The sequence below is a fragment of the Xanthomonas vesicatoria ATCC 35937 genome, assembly GCF_001908725.1.
Taxonomy (GTDB): domain Bacteria; phylum Pseudomonadota; class Gammaproteobacteria; order Xanthomonadales; family Xanthomonadaceae; genus Xanthomonas; species Xanthomonas vesicatoria.
In genome coordinates, this window is the sequence record NZ_CP018725.1 from 4,422,293 (window position 1) to 4,439,158 (window position 16,866).

Here is a 16,866-nt window from a genome sequence, read left to right on the forward strand (position 1 = left end):
TGATGCATAGCGCCTTTATGCCGTCGCTTCGTATCGTTCCGTCTCCCGCACGGATGATGCGCTACGGCTGCTGCATGCCTCGATCGACACCGCTGATCTTCGCGCCATAGGCCATCGCGCCGCCGCTGCTGCCGACAAAAACGTTAGACCAATCACAGTACGCCGCCTCCAAAGCGCGGTTATGGCCGCTTTTTGCCTGACGAACTCGACAGTTCGATAGGACCAAGCGGACGCTGCCATTCCGGCATCGTGCAGTCGATCCGCCTCTCCACGTGCACCCCCACCCACTCACTGCTGGTGTCGTGTCATCGATCCAGCGCTTTGCCATGGAGCTACTGCAATGCTGACTGTTATTCCCCGTTCCTCATCCCGCCCAGCGCGCACTCCGCTGCTGACCATCGCCATGGCCGGCGTGCTGTGCGGGCTGGCCGTTCAAGCGCAGGCGCAAGACGCCACCGAAGCGGCCCTATGCACCGATCGGCCGACCAAGTCCAATTCCACCTGTACCGTGCCGACCGGTGCCTGGCAGCTGGAAACCGACATCGGCAGCTACACCCGCGACAGCCAGCCCGGCACGCGCGTCGAAACCTCGGTGTTCACCAATCCCACGCTCAAGTACGGCGTCAGTGACCGCATCGATCTACAGCTCAATTGGGCGCCGCAACTGCAGGTCAAGACCACCGATCGCGCCACCGGTGCACGCAGCAGCCTGAGCGGGGGCGGCGACATCTATCTGCGCATGAAGGCGCGGTTCTACGAGAGCGAGACCGCCACCGTCGCGGTGCTGCCGTTCGTCAAGGCGCCCACCGCGCGCACCGGTCTGGGCAACGACGAGTGGGAAGGCGGCATCGCTTTGCCGATCAACTTCGCTTTGCCCAACGCCTTCTCGTTGACCTTCGGCCCGGAGCTCGACTGGCTGGCCGACAGCGATGGCAGCGGTAATCACGTCGCGGTGATCAATGCGATCAACCTGGCCCGCCCGCTGACGCCGAAGCTGTCGATGGCGGTGGAAGTGTGGTCCTCGATCAACCGTGACCCTGCCGACACCATCGAGCAGTATTCGGCCGACATCGCCGCGGCGTATCTGATCAACCCGCTGTTGCAGCTGGACGTGGGTGCCAACTTCGGCCTCAACGACCGCACCCCGGATGCGCAGGTGTATGTGGGGATGTCGCACCGCTTCTGATGCGTGTAATAGGCCGGGGCGGGGTGCGCTGCTGGTACGTGCACACTGCTTGAGAAGGATGGCCGATGTGACGAGGCGGCAGCTCGACTGGCGCCTCGTCACATCGGTAGGCGGTACGCCGGGCATTGCAGATGTTTGAGACTTCGCCAATCAGCTGGCCTCGGGCGAGCTGGATCTGGAACGCCCGATGGTGCATCGCTGCAGCGTCACCAAGCACCACGCCCGTGGCCATGCGCAATGCGCCAACGCGTCCAACGCCGTGCTGGTGCGACCGCAGGGGAAGCCTTTCTCCGCGTAGCGGATACTGTCGCAATCACGTGTTCAACGCAGCCTGTCCAACGCTGCGCCTACGCGCCATGCGCGCCTGGCCGGCGATCAGCTTGCTAGCCGCATGGACCCTGCCGCCACGTGCGACGGCCATGCGCGTTCGACAACACGCGCCTTGGCGGTCTGGTCGCCGTGCCGATGCGTGCGATTCCATGCATGCGGCCACGCCCACGCGACCGCGCAGGCAGACGCAAGCGCAAGTCTTTGCGCGTGCGCCGCAGCAACGCCTACCATCGACGTTTTGCCGTTGCAGGAACTCTCGATGAAGCTGCGTCACGCCGTATTGCCCTTGTGTTTGCTGGCCGCCTTGCCAAGCCTTGCCGCCGCGCGCGGTTTCGATGTGCGCGACATGGTGGCGCTGGACCGGGTGTCTTCGCCCACGCTCAGCCCCGATGGCAGCGTGGTGCTGTTCGCCAAGCGCCAGGCCAAGACCGCCAATGGCAAACCGGCCACCAGCCTGTGGGTGCGCAACCTGCGCACCCGCGATTTGTCGCCGCCCAAGCGGCTCACCCCCGAAGGCTGGAACGTCAACAGTCCGGCGCTGTCGCCCGATGGCAAGACGGTGTACTTCCTCAGCAGCAAGTCCGGGAGCCAGCAGCTGTATGCGCAAGCGCTGGCCGGCGGCACCCCGCAACAGCTCACCGCGTTCGCGGTGGACGTGGACAGCTACAAGCTTTCCCCGGACGGCAAGCGCATCGCCTTCAGTGCGGGCGTGTTTCAGGACTGCGGGTCTGACCTGGATTGCACCAAGAAAAAGCTCGCCAGCGTCAAGAATGCCAAGGCCAGCGGCGTGGTGTACAACCAACTGTTCGTGCGCCATTGGGACACCTGGAACGATGGCCGTCGCAACACCTTGTTCGTCTCCGAGCTGCCTGCAAGCGGCGCCAAGCCGGTGGTCGGCGCCTCGGCGATCAGCGCCACGTTGGCCGGCGATGCGCCATCCAAGCCATTCGGTGGCAACGACGACTACACCTGGTCGCCCGACGGCGCCAGCGTGGTGGCCAGCGTGCGCATTCCGCAGCCGCATGGCCCGGAGGCCGGCAAGGCTGCCAAGTCTGCCGCCAAGCCCACTGGCAACGACGAGCCGTGGCAGACCAACTTCGACCTGTATCGCCTGGATGCGGCCGGCGAGTCCGCGCCGGTCAATCTCACTGCGGCCAACCCGGCATGGGACGCCGGCCCGGTGTTCAGTGCCGACGGCAGAACGCTGTACTACCGCGCAATGAAGCGCCCCGGCTTCGAGGCCGACCGCTTCGGCGTGATGGCGATGGACGTGGCCAGCGGCAAGACGCGCGAGATCGCGCCGAAGTGGGATCGCTCGGCCGACAGCATCCAGGTATCGGCCAACGGCGACTCCCTGTACGTGCCGGCACAGGAAATGGGTCAGCATCCACTGTTCGAAATTAAGATCGCCGATGGCAGCGTGTCTCAGATCGTTGGTGGCAACAGCGTTGCCGAATTCGACGTAAAAGGCGGCACATTGGCGGTCATGACCAATTCGCTGAAGACAGGCAATCAGCTGTTTACGGCACCTATCGGCGCAAACGATGGGGGCGCGCACGCGATGCGCGCTATCACTCAAAGTGCCGAGGAGCAGCTTCCGGACGTGCAATTCGGCGACTACGAGCAGTTCCAGTTCAAGGGCTGGAACAACGACACCGTGCACGGCTACGTGGTCAAGCCGTACAACTACCAAGAAGGCAAGACCTACCCGGTGGCGTTCCTGATCCACGGCGGCCCGCAGGGCAGCTTCGGCAACGGCTGGAGCAACCGCTGGAATCCGCAGACCTACGCCGGCCAGGGCTATGCGGTGGTGATGATCGACTTCCACGGCTCCACTGGTTACGGCCAGGACTTCACCGATGCGATCAGCCAGCATTGGGGCGACCGCCCGCTGGAAGACCTGCAAAAGGGCTGGGCTGCCGCGCAGAAACAATACGGCTTCCTCAACGGCGACAAGGCCTGTGCGCTGGGCGCCAGCTACGGCGGCTACATGGTGTACTGGATGGCCGGCAACTGGAATCAACCCTGGAAGTGCCTGGTCGACCACGACGGCGTGTTCGACAACCGCACCATGGGCTACGCCACCGAAGAGTTGTGGTTTTCCGAGTGGGAAAACGGCGGCACCCCATGGCAGAACCCGGCCGGCTACGAGAAGTTCAATCCAGTGCTGCACGTAGACAAGTGGAAGGTGCCGATGCTGGTCATCCACGGCCAGCAGGATTTCCGCATCCCGGTCGAGCAGGGCCTGGCCGCATTCACCGCGCTGCAGCGCAAGGGCATCGACTCCAAGTTCCTGTATTTCCCGGACGAGAACCATTGGGTACTCAAGCCGGACAACAGCATCCTGTGGCATGACACCGTCAATGGCTGGTTGAAGCAGCACATCGGCCAGTAATGCGTCGGCGCACTGCCACGTCGCAAGCAGCGGCGTGGCAGTGCGGTGCCTCCGCAAGGCAAACACATCACATGATGGCTACAGGAACGTGCGGCCACTAGCATGTCTGATGGATGGGCAGCGGTGCTTGCCCCTTCTCTCGAGCGGTCGGCGCGCTGGCTTCCTTGTGCGGCCGCGGGTAGTTAGCTTGCGCGTTGCGCCAGATGCCGCTCCACGATGTCCTGAATTTCAGCCACTGCGATGCCATACGAGCCTGCTTGCCCGGCATCAAATGCAGTTTTCCATTGGATGTAGCCAGGTAGGTACGTCTCGCCGACCTCATCGTTGCCGATCAAGACCGCCTCGCTGCGCTCCAATGTTTGCGCAATCAGCGGAACGTGCGGCAGGGTGCGCAGGATGTTGTCTTCTCCGCCTGCCCTGCGAATGCGCACCTCACGCATAGTGGTATGCAGGATCTGTCCACCAAGTGGATGGGTGTCTATGCGGTTGATCAGCAACAGCGGAATCTCCTCTGCATGTCTGCCACGACAGCGCCAGAGTTGGCCAATTGCATAGAGTGAGGAAGGGGCTTGGGTCATGGGGCACGTCCGACACAAACCTCTATGAGGCAACCGCGCGCAGAATGCCGCGAAAACGGCTGCTCTGTAGCGCTCGCTCAAGTGGCGCGACGCGCTGCCGATACAGCTGCAGTCGAGTGCGCTTGCGGCTCCCCCCCTTGGTAACCGGCGATGAAATGGCGGCTGGTCGCGCGCGGGCACCATCGCCCTGTCGTCATGTCGGCATGTCAAAATAGCGCTTCTTTAACTTTCCCACTCCCTGCCAGGATCGCAAGGATCTTTCGCATGCGCACGTTCGTTCGCCCCGCTTTCCTTGGGCTCGCCCTGATCTTCAGCCCTGCCTGGAGCGCTGCACCGCGGCCGACGGCGGCGGTGCCTGCACACGCGCCGGTGTCTGGCGCTGCCAGCCCGACAGACGCCGCCAGTAGCGAGCTGCTGGTGCCGTTGCCGGCGACGCTCAAGCAGGGTATGAACTACCGCGCGTTCTCGCAGGCCATTGCCGAGCAGGGCTGGCAGCCCGTAGATCCGCTGGCGGCAGATAGTTGCATGGCTGCGGGCGATTGCGAAATCGAATTTGTGGCGCCTCGTGCCGGCGCGCGTCTACGCGTGCAGGTGGGCTCACACTCGGGTGCGGCAGTGGTGCAGAACTGGACTGCGAAGCGGGCGCCGGCCGATCGCATGGGCGCCACCAGCGCGTCCATCGATGCCCCGAAGGACGCCCCGGCCGCGATCAGCGGTGCTGTGGCCGAACAGCCGCGCTGAGCGCCTGCCAGCGATAGGTGCGGCGTATCATCGCGCTGCGCACCGGCGGTGTATGCGGGCGTCGGTGCGTCTTTCGCATCGCTTCGCCTCTCCTGGCCCGAGTCCCCCGTACCGCATGAATCCTCTTGCATGAAGAGCATCGATCCTGCCGACCTGGAAGCGTTGTTCGATGCCGTGCCGGACGTGTTGTTCTTCGTCAAGGACCGCGAGGGTCGCTATACCCACGTCAACCAGACCATGCTGCGGCGCCTGGGCCTGAAGTCGCGCAAGGAGTTGATCGGCAAGCGCGTCGCCGAGGTCTATCCCAGCGGTCTGGGCGCCAACTACGCCAATCAGGATGAGCAGGTGCTCGCTGGCGAGGTGATCGATAACCTGCTCGAACTGCATTTGTTCGCCAATCGCGAACCGGGTTGGTGCCTCACCTGCAAGCGCCCGCTGCTGGTCGACGGCAAGGTGCAGGGCATCATCGGCATCTCGCGCGATCTCGGTCCGCAGGACGGGCACGAATCGCAGTACGAAAAACTCAGGCTTGCGTTGGCCTACCTCAACGCCAACTACGCGCAAAACGTGCGCATGCAGGCATTGGTGGAGATCACCGGGTTTTCGATGTCCAAGCTGCAACGCTCGTTCCGCAAGGTGTTCCAGCTCACCCCGCAGCAGGTGCTGGCCAAGTTGCGTTTGCAGATGGCCATGCATCTGCTGCACGGAAACAAGAGCCTGACCGAAATTGGCCATGCCTGCGGTTTCAGCGATCAAAGCGCCTTTGCGCGGCAATTCAAGCTGGCGGTAGGCATGACGCCACGCGAGTACCGCGCGCTGGCGAATGCGCAGCAGCACATGCCGCTGCCTGCGATCGAATGACAGCCGCGCCATCGCACGCCTATGTTTGGCCGTTTTTAGTCCCTGTCGAGGAAAAGATGAGGCAGCTGCAATGGATTGAATCAGCTGGCGGGCCACTTGTTCTGATGCATGCGGCGTGTTTGCCCGGCTGGTCAGGAACTGCCCCGGCTCTATCAAATAGCGGCACAACCGACTACGCGCGTGCGTGCTGGATCGATGACGACATGGGTCTGGTGGCGACCGCCTCCGGGTGCGCGCTGGTGTTGGGCGATGAGCCTGATCGGACAGCGCTGATCGAACGCGATGAGGCCGTGTTCATTGTCCGATGGCGCTGGGCGCCGTCGGAAGATGCCTTGCTATCAGCGTTGCACAGTGCATTGCCCACGCTTGAATTCGTAACGTCAGGTGTTTTTTCGACGCGCGCTGGCGTACACCTTCTCTTCGATTCGGCAGTGCCTGGTGCGCATGTAGATGCGAACAGGTCTGAATCGTTGGTTGTCACCCTGGCGATGCCGCGGCTTTCACTCGCAAGCGCGGTCTTTAAGCCATCTTCGAAGATCTGCGCTCTGATTCATCGCCTCGCGCCCGATGGTGCTGATGCATCTGGCTAAGGTCGTTCGGGACGCTTCCCGTGACTGATAATTTCTGATCTTTCTTGGGTTAGGGGGGGGGCGCACGTCCAATCAAAGACCCATCTCCACGCAGTCAAGCGAGATGCCTGACGGTTGGGCATTGCATCGAAATGCATCGCAACTTAGAGCTGCTGTTATCGGCATTGGAAAACCGCTACCACCGAGCGGAAGAGCAGCGATGCCTATCGGTATTGCACCTAGGGCGCGAGCGACGTCACTAACGTCGCTCGCGCCTGGAGTTGTTTGCGCTAATGCGGTTACGCCAGCATGCGCACCTTCGGCTCGCGTGCCCACTGGCGCGTCTTCGCGGCGGCGATGAATGCCTTGGTATCGGAAGCCGGGACAATGCCTGGATCCTTGCCGACGTTGCCCGCCTTGAGCAGCAGTTGCGCGCCATCGTCAAACGCAATCGCCTTCAGATGGGCCCAGGCGTTGCTGACGAAATCCAGTGCCGCCGATTCGTTGGTCAACACTTTGGCCGCTTCCGAGGACAGCAGCACAGCCACTGCATCGAACACGATCGACGGCGTGCCGGCCAACTGGCCGTCGGCGGCCAACTGCTTGCCATCGCTGAGCTTGGCGCCGCCGCGTTTGGGCGCGACGATCTTCACCATGGCGCCGGCTGCTTCGGCGGCCTTGCGCACGGCCTTGATCGCTGCGGCATCCGAGCCGTCGTGGATCAGGATGCCCACCGTGCGCCCCTGCAGGGTGTCTTTCATCTTGCCGATCAATTGCAGCGCGGGCGACAGCGGCATATCCGTCGGTGCCACTGCTGCGGGAGGTGCGGGCGGCAGCTTGGTCATGCCCATGCCGTCTGCAACGCGCTGCGCAAGCGCCGGGTCGACATGACGCAAATGCCCCACGATGGCTTCGCGCACGTGCGCGGTGTCGACCTTGGACAGCTCAAACACCAGTGCCGAGGCCAGATGCGCTTGCTCTGGTGCCGTCTGGCTGCGGTAGAACATCCGTGCCTGGCTGTAGTGATCGGCGAAGCTCTCTGCGCGCACACGGCCCTTTGCGCCATCTTCCGCAGGTGTTACATGGCTGGGGAATCCACGCAGCGCTTCGCGCGGCGCATCGGCCTGCAGCGAACTGGGTTCGTAGGCGACGCGTCCCTTCGGCACGCCCATCTGCATATGCCCATCGCGCTGATTGTTGGCGAACGGGCACTTGGGTGCATTGATCGGGATCTGGTGGAAATTGGGCCCGCCCAGGCGGCTCAGCTGCGTATCCAGGTACGAGAACAGACGGCCTTGCAGCAACGGGTCGTTGCTGAAGTCGATGCCGGGCACGATGTTGGCCGGGCAGTACGCCACCTGCTCGGTTTCGGCAAAGAAACTGTCCGGCCAGCGGTCCAGCACCATGCGGCCGACAATCTGCAGCGGCACCAGTTCTTCCGGAATGACCTTGGTCGAATCCAGATGGTCGAACGGGAATGCGTCGGCCTCCGCTTCGGTAAACAGCTGCACGCCGAGTTCCCATTCCGGAAAATCGCCGTTCTGAATTGACTCGAACAGATCGCGCCGCTGGAAGTCCGGGTCGGCGCCAGCGATCTTCACCGCTTCGTCCCAGATGGTCGATTGCAGACCCAGCTTGGGGCGCCAATGGAACTTGACGAAGGTGCTCTCGCCGGCTTCATTGAGGAAGCGGAAGCTGTGGATGCCGAAGCCCTCGATCATGCGCAGTGAGCGCGGGATGGTGCGATCGCTCATCGCCCACATGATCATGTGCATCGATTCGGGGGTGAGCGAAATGAAATCCCAGAATGTGTCATGCGCACTGGCGGCCTGCGGAAAGCCGCGGTCCGGTTCCATCTTCACTGCATGGATCAGATCCGGGAACTTCATCGCATCCTGGATGAAAAACACCGGGATGTTGTTGCCCACCAGATCCCAGTTGCCTTCCTTGGTGTAGAACTTCACCGCAAATCCACGCACATCGCGCGGGGTGTCCACCGAGCCGGCTCCGCCTGCAACGGTGGAAAAGCGAGTGAACAACGGTGTCTTTTCGCCCACCTCAGTGAAGATCTTGGCAGTGGTGTACTGGCTCAACGACTTGGTCAGCTCGAAATAGCCATGCGCGGCGCTGCCGCGTGCATGCACGATGCGCTCGGGGATGCGCTCATGATCGAAGTGGGTGATCTTTTCGCGCAGGATGAAGTCTTCCAGCAACGTCGGTCCGCGCGGCGTCGCGCGCAGCGAGTTCTGGTTATCGCCAACCGGGATTCCCTGGTTGGTGGTCAGTTGCGGATGCGAGCCGCCGGCTTTCTGGTGCAGTTCGTCGCCAGAACCGCGCGATTCTTGGGCACTTGCGGGATTGACGGCAGCAGAAATCTGCACGGGATTGCTTGGGGACTTGGCCATGGGGAACTCCACGTTGGCGGGCTGGATGCGAGCTGATCCGGTCGAGCCTGGGAGCGGCGCTGTTAAATAGATGTGTCTGCATGCGAACGAACACTCACACATCCGCTTGTCGCAGCACGAAGCGTGCGCGGCCGTGCACTCTGCATTGCCAACTGGTGCACGCGCGTGATGCGAGCGCCGCCACATGTGCGGCGACGCGTGACCGGGCTTGGATGATAGATCTACAGCAGATCCAGCGGCTGTTTACGCGTGGGCGGCGAAAACGCGCTATCCAGCGCAGCAAGATCCTGCGCGTCCAGCTGCAAGGTGCATGCTGCGGCATTGTCACGCACATGCGCGGGCGTCCCGGATTCGGGAATGGCGATCACCTTGCCGCTGCGAATCGCCCACGCCAATGCCACCGCGGTGGCTGCCACGCCGCGCCGTGCACCGATGGCATGGAGCACCGGGTGATCGAGCAGTGCACGGCTACCGAGCGGCGAGTACGCCATGACCGTGACTTCATGATCGACGCACCAGGGAAGCAGATCGAATTCGATGCCGCGGCTACCGGCGTGATAGAGCACCTGATTGACCAGGCAGCGCTGCCCGCCATCGATGTGCCATAGGTCCTGCATATCGTCCACATCGAAGTTCGAGACGCCCCAGTCGCGGATCTTTCCGGCGTCGCGCAAGGCTTCGAATGCGGCGACGACTTCGGCAAGATCACTACCGCCGCGCCAGTGCAGCAAGTACAGATCCAGCGTGCGCACGCCTAGCCGTTGCAGGCTGGCTTCGCAGGCGCGTGCGATACCACGCGCACTTGCATTGCTGGGAAGCACCTTCGACACCAGATACGGCGGCAGTGCGCTGTCCATGGCCTGGCCGATCAACTGTTCGGAACGCCCATTGCCGTACATCTCGGCAGTGTCGATCAACCGCATGCCCAGCTGTTGGCCGGTTTGCAATGCCTCGATCTCCTGTTGCGGTGGATGCCGGCCCTGGCCCAGGTTCCAGGAGCCCAGACCAAGCGCCGGGACGCGACGCCCGGTGCGCAACAGTACGTCGGGGCAGAGGGGTGAGGTGGATGTGGACATGGAGCACTCCCGTAACGTTATTGCGGGCGACTGAGCGAAGCCGGCTGTGTAATCGGCGTGCTTCGCTGCTGCGGCGACGCGCTCATCGTTGATCATCGCGTGTGAGGTCCGACTGATGTTGCTGCGAAGGCGCGCGTAACGGGAGCACGGCAACCTGCGCATCTGCATCCCAGAACGCGCAGCGGTGCCGTTGTACGAAGTCGGGCGTGGCACCGATCCTGCGCGGCGACAGCGTCAACGGCGTGTCGCCATCAAAGCGCGGCCATGGTGGCCGCCGGCCACCGTTGGGGTCGCCCGTGCGGGCGAATGCGCCCCAATAGTCCTGCATGGTGTTGGAAAAGGCCTGCTGCGCGGCACCGAACTGCGGGTCGCCACTGAGCACCCAGGGGCGCTGAAACAGATATACCAGCTCGGAGGCGTGAAACGCGCCCAACGGGCGCGAGAACGGCAAGCGCCACAGGCCGTACGGTGCCTGCGGGTCGTCGAACTCATATGCATACACCGCGGCATGCACGCGCAATGCCTGCCCCAGGCGGCGCGTCGGGCAGGCGAGGCCGCCATCGGTGACGATGTCGGCAAACGCCTCCCAGCGCGACTGCGCCGCAACATCCGCGTAGTGCGCCATGATCGGTGCGGGCGCCGCATACATGCGCTGGATACGCGCTTCATACCCGCTGCGCAGCGTGAGCTTGCCGATGTAGGACAGCAGTTGCGCGAACAGGCGTCCCTCATCGCGGTTGTTGCCGATGAGTACCGGAACCTGCATATGCTGCGCATTGGCGATGGCTTCGGCGGGCGTTGCCGGTAGCACATCGCCGCCGGTCATTGGTGCCCAGGCATCGCTGCCGGTCAAGCCGCGGCGTTGCGGTGTTGCATGGGCCACTGCGTCGGCGGGAAGTGCCCGCAGGCATGCGGCGGCATCCGCGTCCTGCACGCAGCCGAGCGTATGCGCCATGCGGGTGCCGCCGCGCTCGGCGTCATGGCGTGGCACGCTCGAATCAGCAGTCAGGCAGCTGCCACTCTGCAGAATTGCACGCTGAAACAGCCCACGCGCCCCTGGTGACACAAGCTGGTAACAGATGCTCCATGCGCCGGCGGATTCGCCGAATACGGTGACGTTGTGCGCGTCGCCGCCGAATGCGGCGATGTTGCGTTGGACCCAGCGCAATGCGGCCTGTTGATCCAGCAGCGCATACGCACCTTCGCCTTCGCCACGCAGACTGGGGTGCGCCAGGAATCCGAAAGCACCCAGCCGATAGTTGGGTGCTACCACGATGACATTCTGTCGCGCCGCCAATGCACTCAGGTCGTAGTCGGCATTACTGCCCAGCTCCAATGCGCCACCGTAGATCCACACCATGACCGCGCGCGGATGCGCGGGCGCAGGGCCGGGCGGTGCGTAGATATTGAGCGTGAGGCAGTCTTCGGAAACGTTCTTTTGCCCAAAGCCATAGCGTGTCAGGCATGCCGGCCCTGCTTGCGTGGCATCGCGAACATCCTTCCAGGCCGCTGCCGGTTGCGGTGCATGGAAGCGCAATGCGCCCACCGGCGGTGCGGCGAACGGCACGCCCAAAAACGCCTTGCCGTGTGCACTGGCCACACCGCGCACTGCACCGCTATCGGTCCGTACCACCTCGGCGCGCGCATCGGGCGCATGCACCAGCGCCGGCACCTCGCCAGGGCGACGTGGCGTGCAGCCGATGAGCAGGCTGGCTGACAACACCAAGGTGCCCAGATGTTTCAGTGCAAGCATGAGCGAGTGTCTGCCATGTGTGGGAGGCGTTCGCCATCATGCCCAACACGCGTGTAGGCCAGGCAAACGGAACCACACTGCGTAGGCCGTATGCGGAGGTGGTCGCAACCAGGGCGATGCTGGCGTTGACGCGCGGCGCATGTCCGCGGGTGCGGTCTCGGCCGATGTTGGCAGTCTTGAGGGTTGCGACGGTAGCGACAGCATCGATCCCAAGAGGTCGATGGTGCGCGCAACGATGGGCATCAAGGGGCGCGCGGCCGCAGGTGGCGCCGATCTCGCGCAACGTGATCGCATCGCAGGGCGCAATAAAAAACCCGGCCGTGTTACCGGCCGGGTTTGATGGTGACTGCGTCTGCAACGTGCTCAGACGGCGGCGTCTTCCTTGTAGGCATCCACCGGGATGCAGGCGCACATCACGTTCTTGTCGCCGTAGACGTTATCCACCCGCGCCACCGGTGGCCAGTACTTCTGCTGCTTGAGGCTGGGCAGCGGGAAGGCGGCCAGCTCGCGCGGGTAGGCGTGGGTCCACTCGCTGGCCGACACCTGCGTTGCCGTATGCGGTGCGTGCTTGAGCGGATTGTCGTCGCGGTCCAGGCGGCCGTCTTCGATGGCGCGGATCTCTTCGCGGATCTGGATCATCGCGTCGATGAAACGGTCCAGCTCGTGCTGCGATTCGCTTTCGGTCGGTTCCACCATCAAGGTGCCGGCGACCGGGAAGCTCAGCGTCGGCGCATGGAAGCCGAAGTCGATCAGCCGCTTGGCGATGTCCTCGGCACCGATGCCGCTGGTCTTTTCCAGCGGCCGCACGTCGAGGATGCACTCATGCGCCACCAGCCCATTGCGGCCGGTGTACAGCGTCTTGTAATGCGGTGCCAGGCGCTTGGCGATGTAGTTGGCATTGAGCAATGCCACCTGCGTGGCCTTGCGCAAGCCGCCGCTGCCCATCATGGTCACGTACATCCAGCTGATCGGCAGGATCGAGGCCGAACCGTAGCTGGCCGCGCTGACCATGCCGACGTCGCCTTCTCCGCCCAGCGTTTTGGGAAGGAAAGGCGCCAGATGCGACTTCACCGCACACGGGCCCACGCCCGGGCCGCCGCCGCCGTGCGGAATGCAGAACGTCTTGTGCAGGTTGAGGTGCGACACATCCGAGCCCCACTTGCCGGGCTTGGCCACGCCGACCAGGGCATTCATGTTGGCGCCGTCGGTGTAGACCTGGCCGCCATGCGCATGGACCGCGTCGCAGATCGCCACCACGTCCTCTTCGAACACACCGTGCGTGGACGGGTAGGTGATCATCAGCGCGGCCAGGCGATCGGAATACTTCTCCGCCTTGGCGCGAATGTCGTCGACATCGACATTGCCGTTGGCGTCGCACTTGGTGACCACCACGGTCATGCCGCACATCTGTGCAGAGGCCGGGTTGGTACCGTGCGCGGATTCGGGAATCAGGCAGATATCGCGATGCGCCTCGCCACGTGAACGATGATAGGCACGGATCGCCAGCAGGCCGGCGTATTCGCCCTGCGCGCCGGAGTTGGGCTGCAGGCTCACCGCGTCATAGCCGGTGCATTCGACCAGCATTGCTTCCAGCTCGTCGATCAGCTGCGCATAGCCGGCCGACTGCTCGGCCGGGGCCAGCGGATGGATCGCGCCGAATTCGGGCCAGGTCACCGGGATCATTTCGGCGGTGGCGTTGAGCTTCATGGTGCAGCTGCCCAGCGGGATCATGGTGCGATCCATCGCCAGATCCTTGTCGGCCAGCGAACGCATGTAGCGCAGCAGTTCGTGTTCGCTGTGGTGGGTGTTGAACACCGGGTGTGTCAGGAAGGCGCTGGTGCGCAGCAGACCTTGCGGCAACGCATCGGCGGTGGCCGCATCCAGCGCGTCGATGTCCGCCTGGGCACCGAACAATTGCGCCAGCGCCACCACATCGGCGCGCGTGCTGGTTTCGTCCAGGCTGATGCCGACCGCTTCGCTGTCGATGGCACGCAGGTTGATGCCAGCCGCATGTGCACGGGCGTGGATGGCATCGGCATCGATCGCCTTGACGTGCAGGGTGTCGAAGAAATGCTCGCCCACAGTGACGCCGGCGCTGCGCAGTGCGGCAGCCAGGATCGCGGCCAGGCGATGGGTGCGCCGTGCGATGCGTGTCAGGCCATCGGGGCCGTGGTAGACGGCATACATCGAGGCCATCACTGCCAGCAGCACCTGCGCGGTGCAGATATTGGAGGTGGCTTTCTCGCGACGGATATGTTGTTCGCGCGTCTGCAAGGTGAGGCGATACGCCGGGTTACCGGCGGCATCGATCGACACACCGATCAAACGACCCGGCATCGAGCGCTTGTAGGCATCGCGGCAGGCCATGAATGCCGCATGCGGGCCGCCAAACCCGAACGGCACGCCAAAGCGCTGCGAGTTGCCAACCACGATGTCCGCGCCCCATTCGCCTGGCGCGGCGATCAGGGTGAGGGCAAGCAGATCGGTGGCCACCGCGACCAGGCCGCCTTGCGCGTGCACCGCGTCGGCCAGCTTGGCGTGGTCGCCGATGTGACCAAAACTGTCGGGGTATTGCAGCAGTACGCCGAAGCATTCGGCTTGCAGGGCTTCTTCCGGGGTGCCGACGCGCAACACGATGCCCAGCGGCTCGGCGCGCGTGCGCAGCAGTTCCAGCGTCTGCGTATGCACCGCGTCGTGCACGAAGAAGGTGTCCGACTTCGACTTGGCCGACCGCTTGGCCAGCGTCATCGCTTCGGCCGCGGCGGTGGCTTCGTCCAGCAGCGAGGCGTTGGCGATCTGCATGCCGGTCAGATCTGCGCACAGGGTCTGGAAGTTGATCAATGCTTCCATGCGGCCCTGCGAAATCTCTGCCTGGTACGGCGTGTACGCGGTATACCAGGCCGGGTTTTCCAGGATGTTGCGCAGGATCACCTTCGGCGTATGGGTGCCGTAGTAGCCCTGGCCGATAAAGGTGCGCTGTACCTGATTCTTGCTGGCGATGGCGCGGATCTTGGCCAGCGCTTCTTCTTCGGTAATCGCCTCGGGCAGCGCGAGCGCGGCCGGCGATTTGATGTTGCCCGGCACGATGGCGTCGGTCAGCGCATCCAGCGAGGCGTGGCCGACCACGCCCAGCATCTGCGCGATTTCTGCGTCGTTGGGGCCGATGTGGCGTTCGACGAACGCGCTGTGGTGTTCGAGGTCGCGCAGGGAAGACGAGGTCTGGGACATGGCGGGCATCCGGGGCAGGGGGCAGACGAATGGTCGACACGTCCCCAAACCGGCCCGATGCGCACGCGCACCACGACCCGTCGCAGCGACGGTCTTCCTCGCGCCCCTCTGTCCTTTTGCCTGAGAGTTTAAAAACGCGGCCTGGCCTGCGGCCTGCCTGCGTTCCGTGCCCCTTCGGCGCCGGCATCGGCCGGTCTCTCCAGAGTTGTACTGCGGATGGTATCGGGCCTGAGCGATTACGGGCTGTTGCGCCTTCGGCAGCGGCAGTGCCGCTTCTCCCACCGTGTTGCCCGGCGATTATAGCGTGGCTCCGCGCCGGCTTGCGCGCGGGCGGGGACGCACGGCAACGCGCCGCGTACTTGGGCTTGCTTAACCTTGTCGGCGCAAGCGCCTATCATCGGCGCCCTCACGCTCATCCCGGCGCCGCACCAGGCCGACGCTGGTGTGTGCCCCGGATGCACCACGTTTCGGATCCCTGCATGCCCCCCACCACGCCCTCCACCCGTCGCATGGCGCTGCTGCTTGCCGGGCTGGCGATGTTCGGCCCGTTCTCCATCGACACCATCTTCCCGGCGTTCTCGCGGCTCAGCCGCAGCCTGGCGGTGGACCAGGTGGCGATCCAGCAGACCATCAGCATCTATTTGCTGGCGTACGGGGTGATGAGCATCGCACACGGGCCGCTGTCCGATGCCTGGGGCCGCAAGCGGGTGATCCTGGGCGGGCTGGTGCTGTTCATCGCCGGCTCGGTGGGCTGCGCCCTGTCGCAGGACCTCCCCACGCTGCTGGCCTTCCGCGCGTTGCAGGGGCTGTCGGCCGGCGTGGGCATGATCGTCGGGCGGGCGGTGATCCGCGACCTGTTCCATGGCCCGGACGCGCAACGGCTGATGAGCCAGGTGTCGATGATCTTCGGCATCGCGCCAGCCATTGCGCCGATCATCGGCGGCTGGATCCTGCTCAGCGGTGCCGGCTGGCCGCTGATCTTCTGGTTTCTGGTGGTGTTCGGGCTGGTGCTGTTGATCGCGACGCTGATCTGGCTGCCGGAAACTCACCCGGTGGAAGCGCGCACACCGCTGCAGCTCAAGCGCCTGCTGCACGACTACGTGCGGATCGGCTTCAACCCGCGCTTCCAGCGCCTGGCCGCGGCCGGTGCGTTCAACTTTGCCGGCATCTTCCTGTACATCGCGTCGGCGCCGGTGCTGATCATGCAGCACCTGCACCTGGGCGAAGGCGACTTTGCCTGGTTGTTCATTCCCACCATCGGCGGCATGACGTTGGGCTCGTTCCTGTCCGGGCGCATGGCCGGCCGGATGAACCCGGTGCGGCAGATCCGCATCGGCTTCATCTGCTGCGGCGTGGCCGCGCTCGCCAACCTGGGCTATACCTTGTCGGTGGCGCAGATCGCGCTGCCGTGGGCAGTGCTGCCGATCTTTCTGGCCGGTGTCGGCATGGCGTTGATCTTCCCGATCCTGGCGCTGGCGGTGCTGGACATGTACCCGCAGCAGCGGGGCTTGGCCTCCTCCCTGCAGGCCTTCACTCAGCTCATGACCAATACGGTGGTGGCCGGGGTGCTGTCGCCGCTGCTGAGTGAACACCCGCGGCACCTGGCGATCGGCATGACCGGTTTTTTCCTACTTGGCTGGCTATTCTGGCGCTGGGAGCGCCGCAGCGGCCGCCGTCTGCGGCACCGCCAGGCTACCGAGGCAGTGCCTCTGGAGCCGGCCAACCATCTTTGACCCTACAGGAG

11 protein-coding genes and 1 riboswitch are annotated in these 16,866 nt (G+C 64.1%); of the genes, 6 read left to right on the forward strand and 5 right to left on the reverse strand.

The annotated features are described in order from the left end of the window. Positions 1-340 precede the first annotated feature (340 nt). Positions 341-1,186 carry a transporter gene (locus BJD12_RS19315; RefSeq protein ID WP_042828263.1) on the forward strand — a complete coding sequence of 282 codons (846 nt, stop codon included), beginning with the start codon at positions 341-343 and terminating at the stop codon, positions 1,184-1,186. 589 nt (positions 1,187-1,775) lie between these two features. Next, entirely contained in the window at positions 1,776-3,911 is a 2,136-nt protein-coding gene (locus BJD12_RS19320; RefSeq protein WP_005994607.1) for an alpha/beta hydrolase family protein, read from the forward strand. A 182-nt stretch (positions 3,912-4,093) separates the two neighbouring features. Here the strand turns inward: BJD12_RS19320 and BJD12_RS19325 are convergent, their stop codons facing one another. Then, positions 4,094-4,489 carry a hypothetical protein gene (locus tag BJD12_RS19325; protein WP_005994605.1) on the reverse strand — a complete coding sequence of 132 codons (396 nt, stop codon included), beginning with the start codon at positions 4,487-4,489 and terminating at the stop codon, positions 4,094-4,096. Positions 4,490-4,753: 264 nt separating this feature from the next. Here BJD12_RS19325 and BJD12_RS19330 point away from each other — a divergent pair, with 264 nt between their 5' ends. The 3 genes from BJD12_RS19330 to BJD12_RS19340 all read left to right on the forward strand — a co-directional run bounded on the left by BJD12_RS19330 (position 4,754) and on the right by BJD12_RS19340 (position 6,681). Next, a complete protein-coding gene (locus tag BJD12_RS19330) occupies positions 4,754-5,230 on the forward strand; it encodes a hypothetical protein (protein ID WP_005994603.1) in 477 nt (158 codons plus the stop codon). A gap of 129 nt (positions 5,231-5,359) precedes the next feature. Next, complete coding sequence (locus tag BJD12_RS19335; protein WP_005994600.1) at positions 5,360-6,091, forward strand: AraC family transcriptional regulator; 732 nt, start codon at positions 5,360-5,362, stop codon at positions 6,089-6,091. 56 nt (positions 6,092-6,147) lie between these two features. Continuing rightward, positions 6,148-6,681 (forward strand): Imm21 family immunity protein, encoded by a 534-nt coding sequence (locus BJD12_RS19340; RefSeq protein WP_157999007.1) that lies wholly within the window; start codon positions 6,148-6,150, stop codon positions 6,679-6,681. A 278-nt stretch (positions 6,682-6,959) separates the two neighbouring features. On the opposite strand, the gene BJD12_RS19345 is transcribed toward BJD12_RS19340, so the two are convergent. From BJD12_RS19345 to gcvP, 4 genes are all read right to left on the reverse strand, one after another. Next, a complete protein-coding gene (locus tag BJD12_RS19345; RefSeq protein WP_005994599.1) occupies positions 6,960-9,065 on the reverse strand; it encodes a catalase in 2,106 nt (701 codons plus the stop codon). Between the two features lie 221 nt (positions 9,066-9,286). After that, complete coding sequence (locus BJD12_RS19350) at positions 9,287-10,141, reverse strand: aldo/keto reductase (protein ID WP_042828262.1); 855 nt, start codon at positions 10,139-10,141, stop codon at positions 9,287-9,289. A gap of 82 nt (positions 10,142-10,223) precedes the next feature. Further along, positions 10,224-11,894, reverse strand: coding sequence for a carboxylesterase/lipase family protein (locus tag BJD12_RS19355; protein WP_005994595.1), 1,671 nt, complete (start codon positions 11,892-11,894; stop codon positions 10,224-10,226). Positions 11,895-12,257: 363 nt separating this feature from the next. Further along, a complete protein-coding gene (gcvP, locus tag BJD12_RS19360; protein ID WP_005994594.1) occupies positions 12,258-15,131 on the reverse strand; it encodes an aminomethyl-transferring glycine dehydrogenase in 2,874 nt (957 codons plus the stop codon). Between the two features lie 89 nt (positions 15,132-15,220). Continuing rightward, a riboswitch (glycine riboswitch) is annotated at positions 15,221-15,335 on the reverse strand. A gap of 266 nt (positions 15,336-15,601) precedes the next feature. On the opposite strand from gcvP, the gene BJD12_RS19365 reads away from it, so the two are divergent. Continuing rightward, positions 15,602-16,855, forward strand: coding sequence for a multidrug effflux MFS transporter (locus BJD12_RS19365; RefSeq protein ID WP_042828259.1), 1,254 nt, complete (start codon positions 15,602-15,604; stop codon positions 16,853-16,855). The last annotated feature ends 11 nt before the right edge of the window (positions 16,856-16,866 follow it).

Excerpts from the sequence above, each read along its gene's own strand:
- BJD12_RS19315 (WP_042828263.1), top strand. The coding sequence starts at position 341 with ATGCTGACTGTTATTCCCCGTTCCTCATCCCGCCCAGCGCGCACTCCG.
- BJD12_RS19320 (WP_005994607.1), top strand. The coding sequence starts at position 1,776 with ATGAAGCTGCGTCACGCCGTATTGCCCTTGTGTTTGCTGGCCGCCTTG.
- BJD12_RS19325 (WP_005994605.1), bottom strand. The coding sequence starts at position 4,489 with ATGACCCAAGCCCCTTCCTCACTCTATGCAATTGGCCAACTCTGGCGC.
- BJD12_RS19330 (WP_005994603.1), top strand. The coding sequence starts at position 4,754 with ATGCGCACGTTCGTTCGCCCCGCTTTCCTTGGGCTCGCCCTGATCTTC.
- BJD12_RS19335 (WP_005994600.1), top strand. The coding sequence starts at position 5,360 with ATGAAGAGCATCGATCCTGCCGACCTGGAAGCGTTGTTCGATGCCGTG.
- BJD12_RS19340 (WP_157999007.1), top strand. The coding sequence starts at position 6,148 with ATGAGGCAGCTGCAATGGATTGAATCAGCTGGCGGGCCACTTGTTCTG.
- BJD12_RS19345 (WP_005994599.1), bottom strand. The coding sequence starts at position 9,065 with ATGGCCAAGTCCCCAAGCAATCCCGTGCAGATTTCTGCTGCCGTCAAT.
- BJD12_RS19350 (WP_042828262.1), bottom strand. The coding sequence starts at position 10,141 with ATGTCCACATCCACCTCACCCCTCTGCCCCGACGTACTGTTGCGCACC.
- BJD12_RS19355 (WP_005994595.1), bottom strand. The coding sequence starts at position 11,894 with ATGCTTGCACTGAAACATCTGGGCACCTTGGTGTTGTCAGCCAGCCTG.
- gcvP (WP_005994594.1), bottom strand. The coding sequence starts at position 15,131 with ATGCCCGCCATGTCCCAGACCTCGTCTTCCCTGCGCGACCTCGAACAC.
- BJD12_RS19365 (WP_042828259.1), top strand. The coding sequence starts at position 15,602 with ATGCCCCCCACCACGCCCTCCACCCGTCGCATGGCGCTGCTGCTTGCC.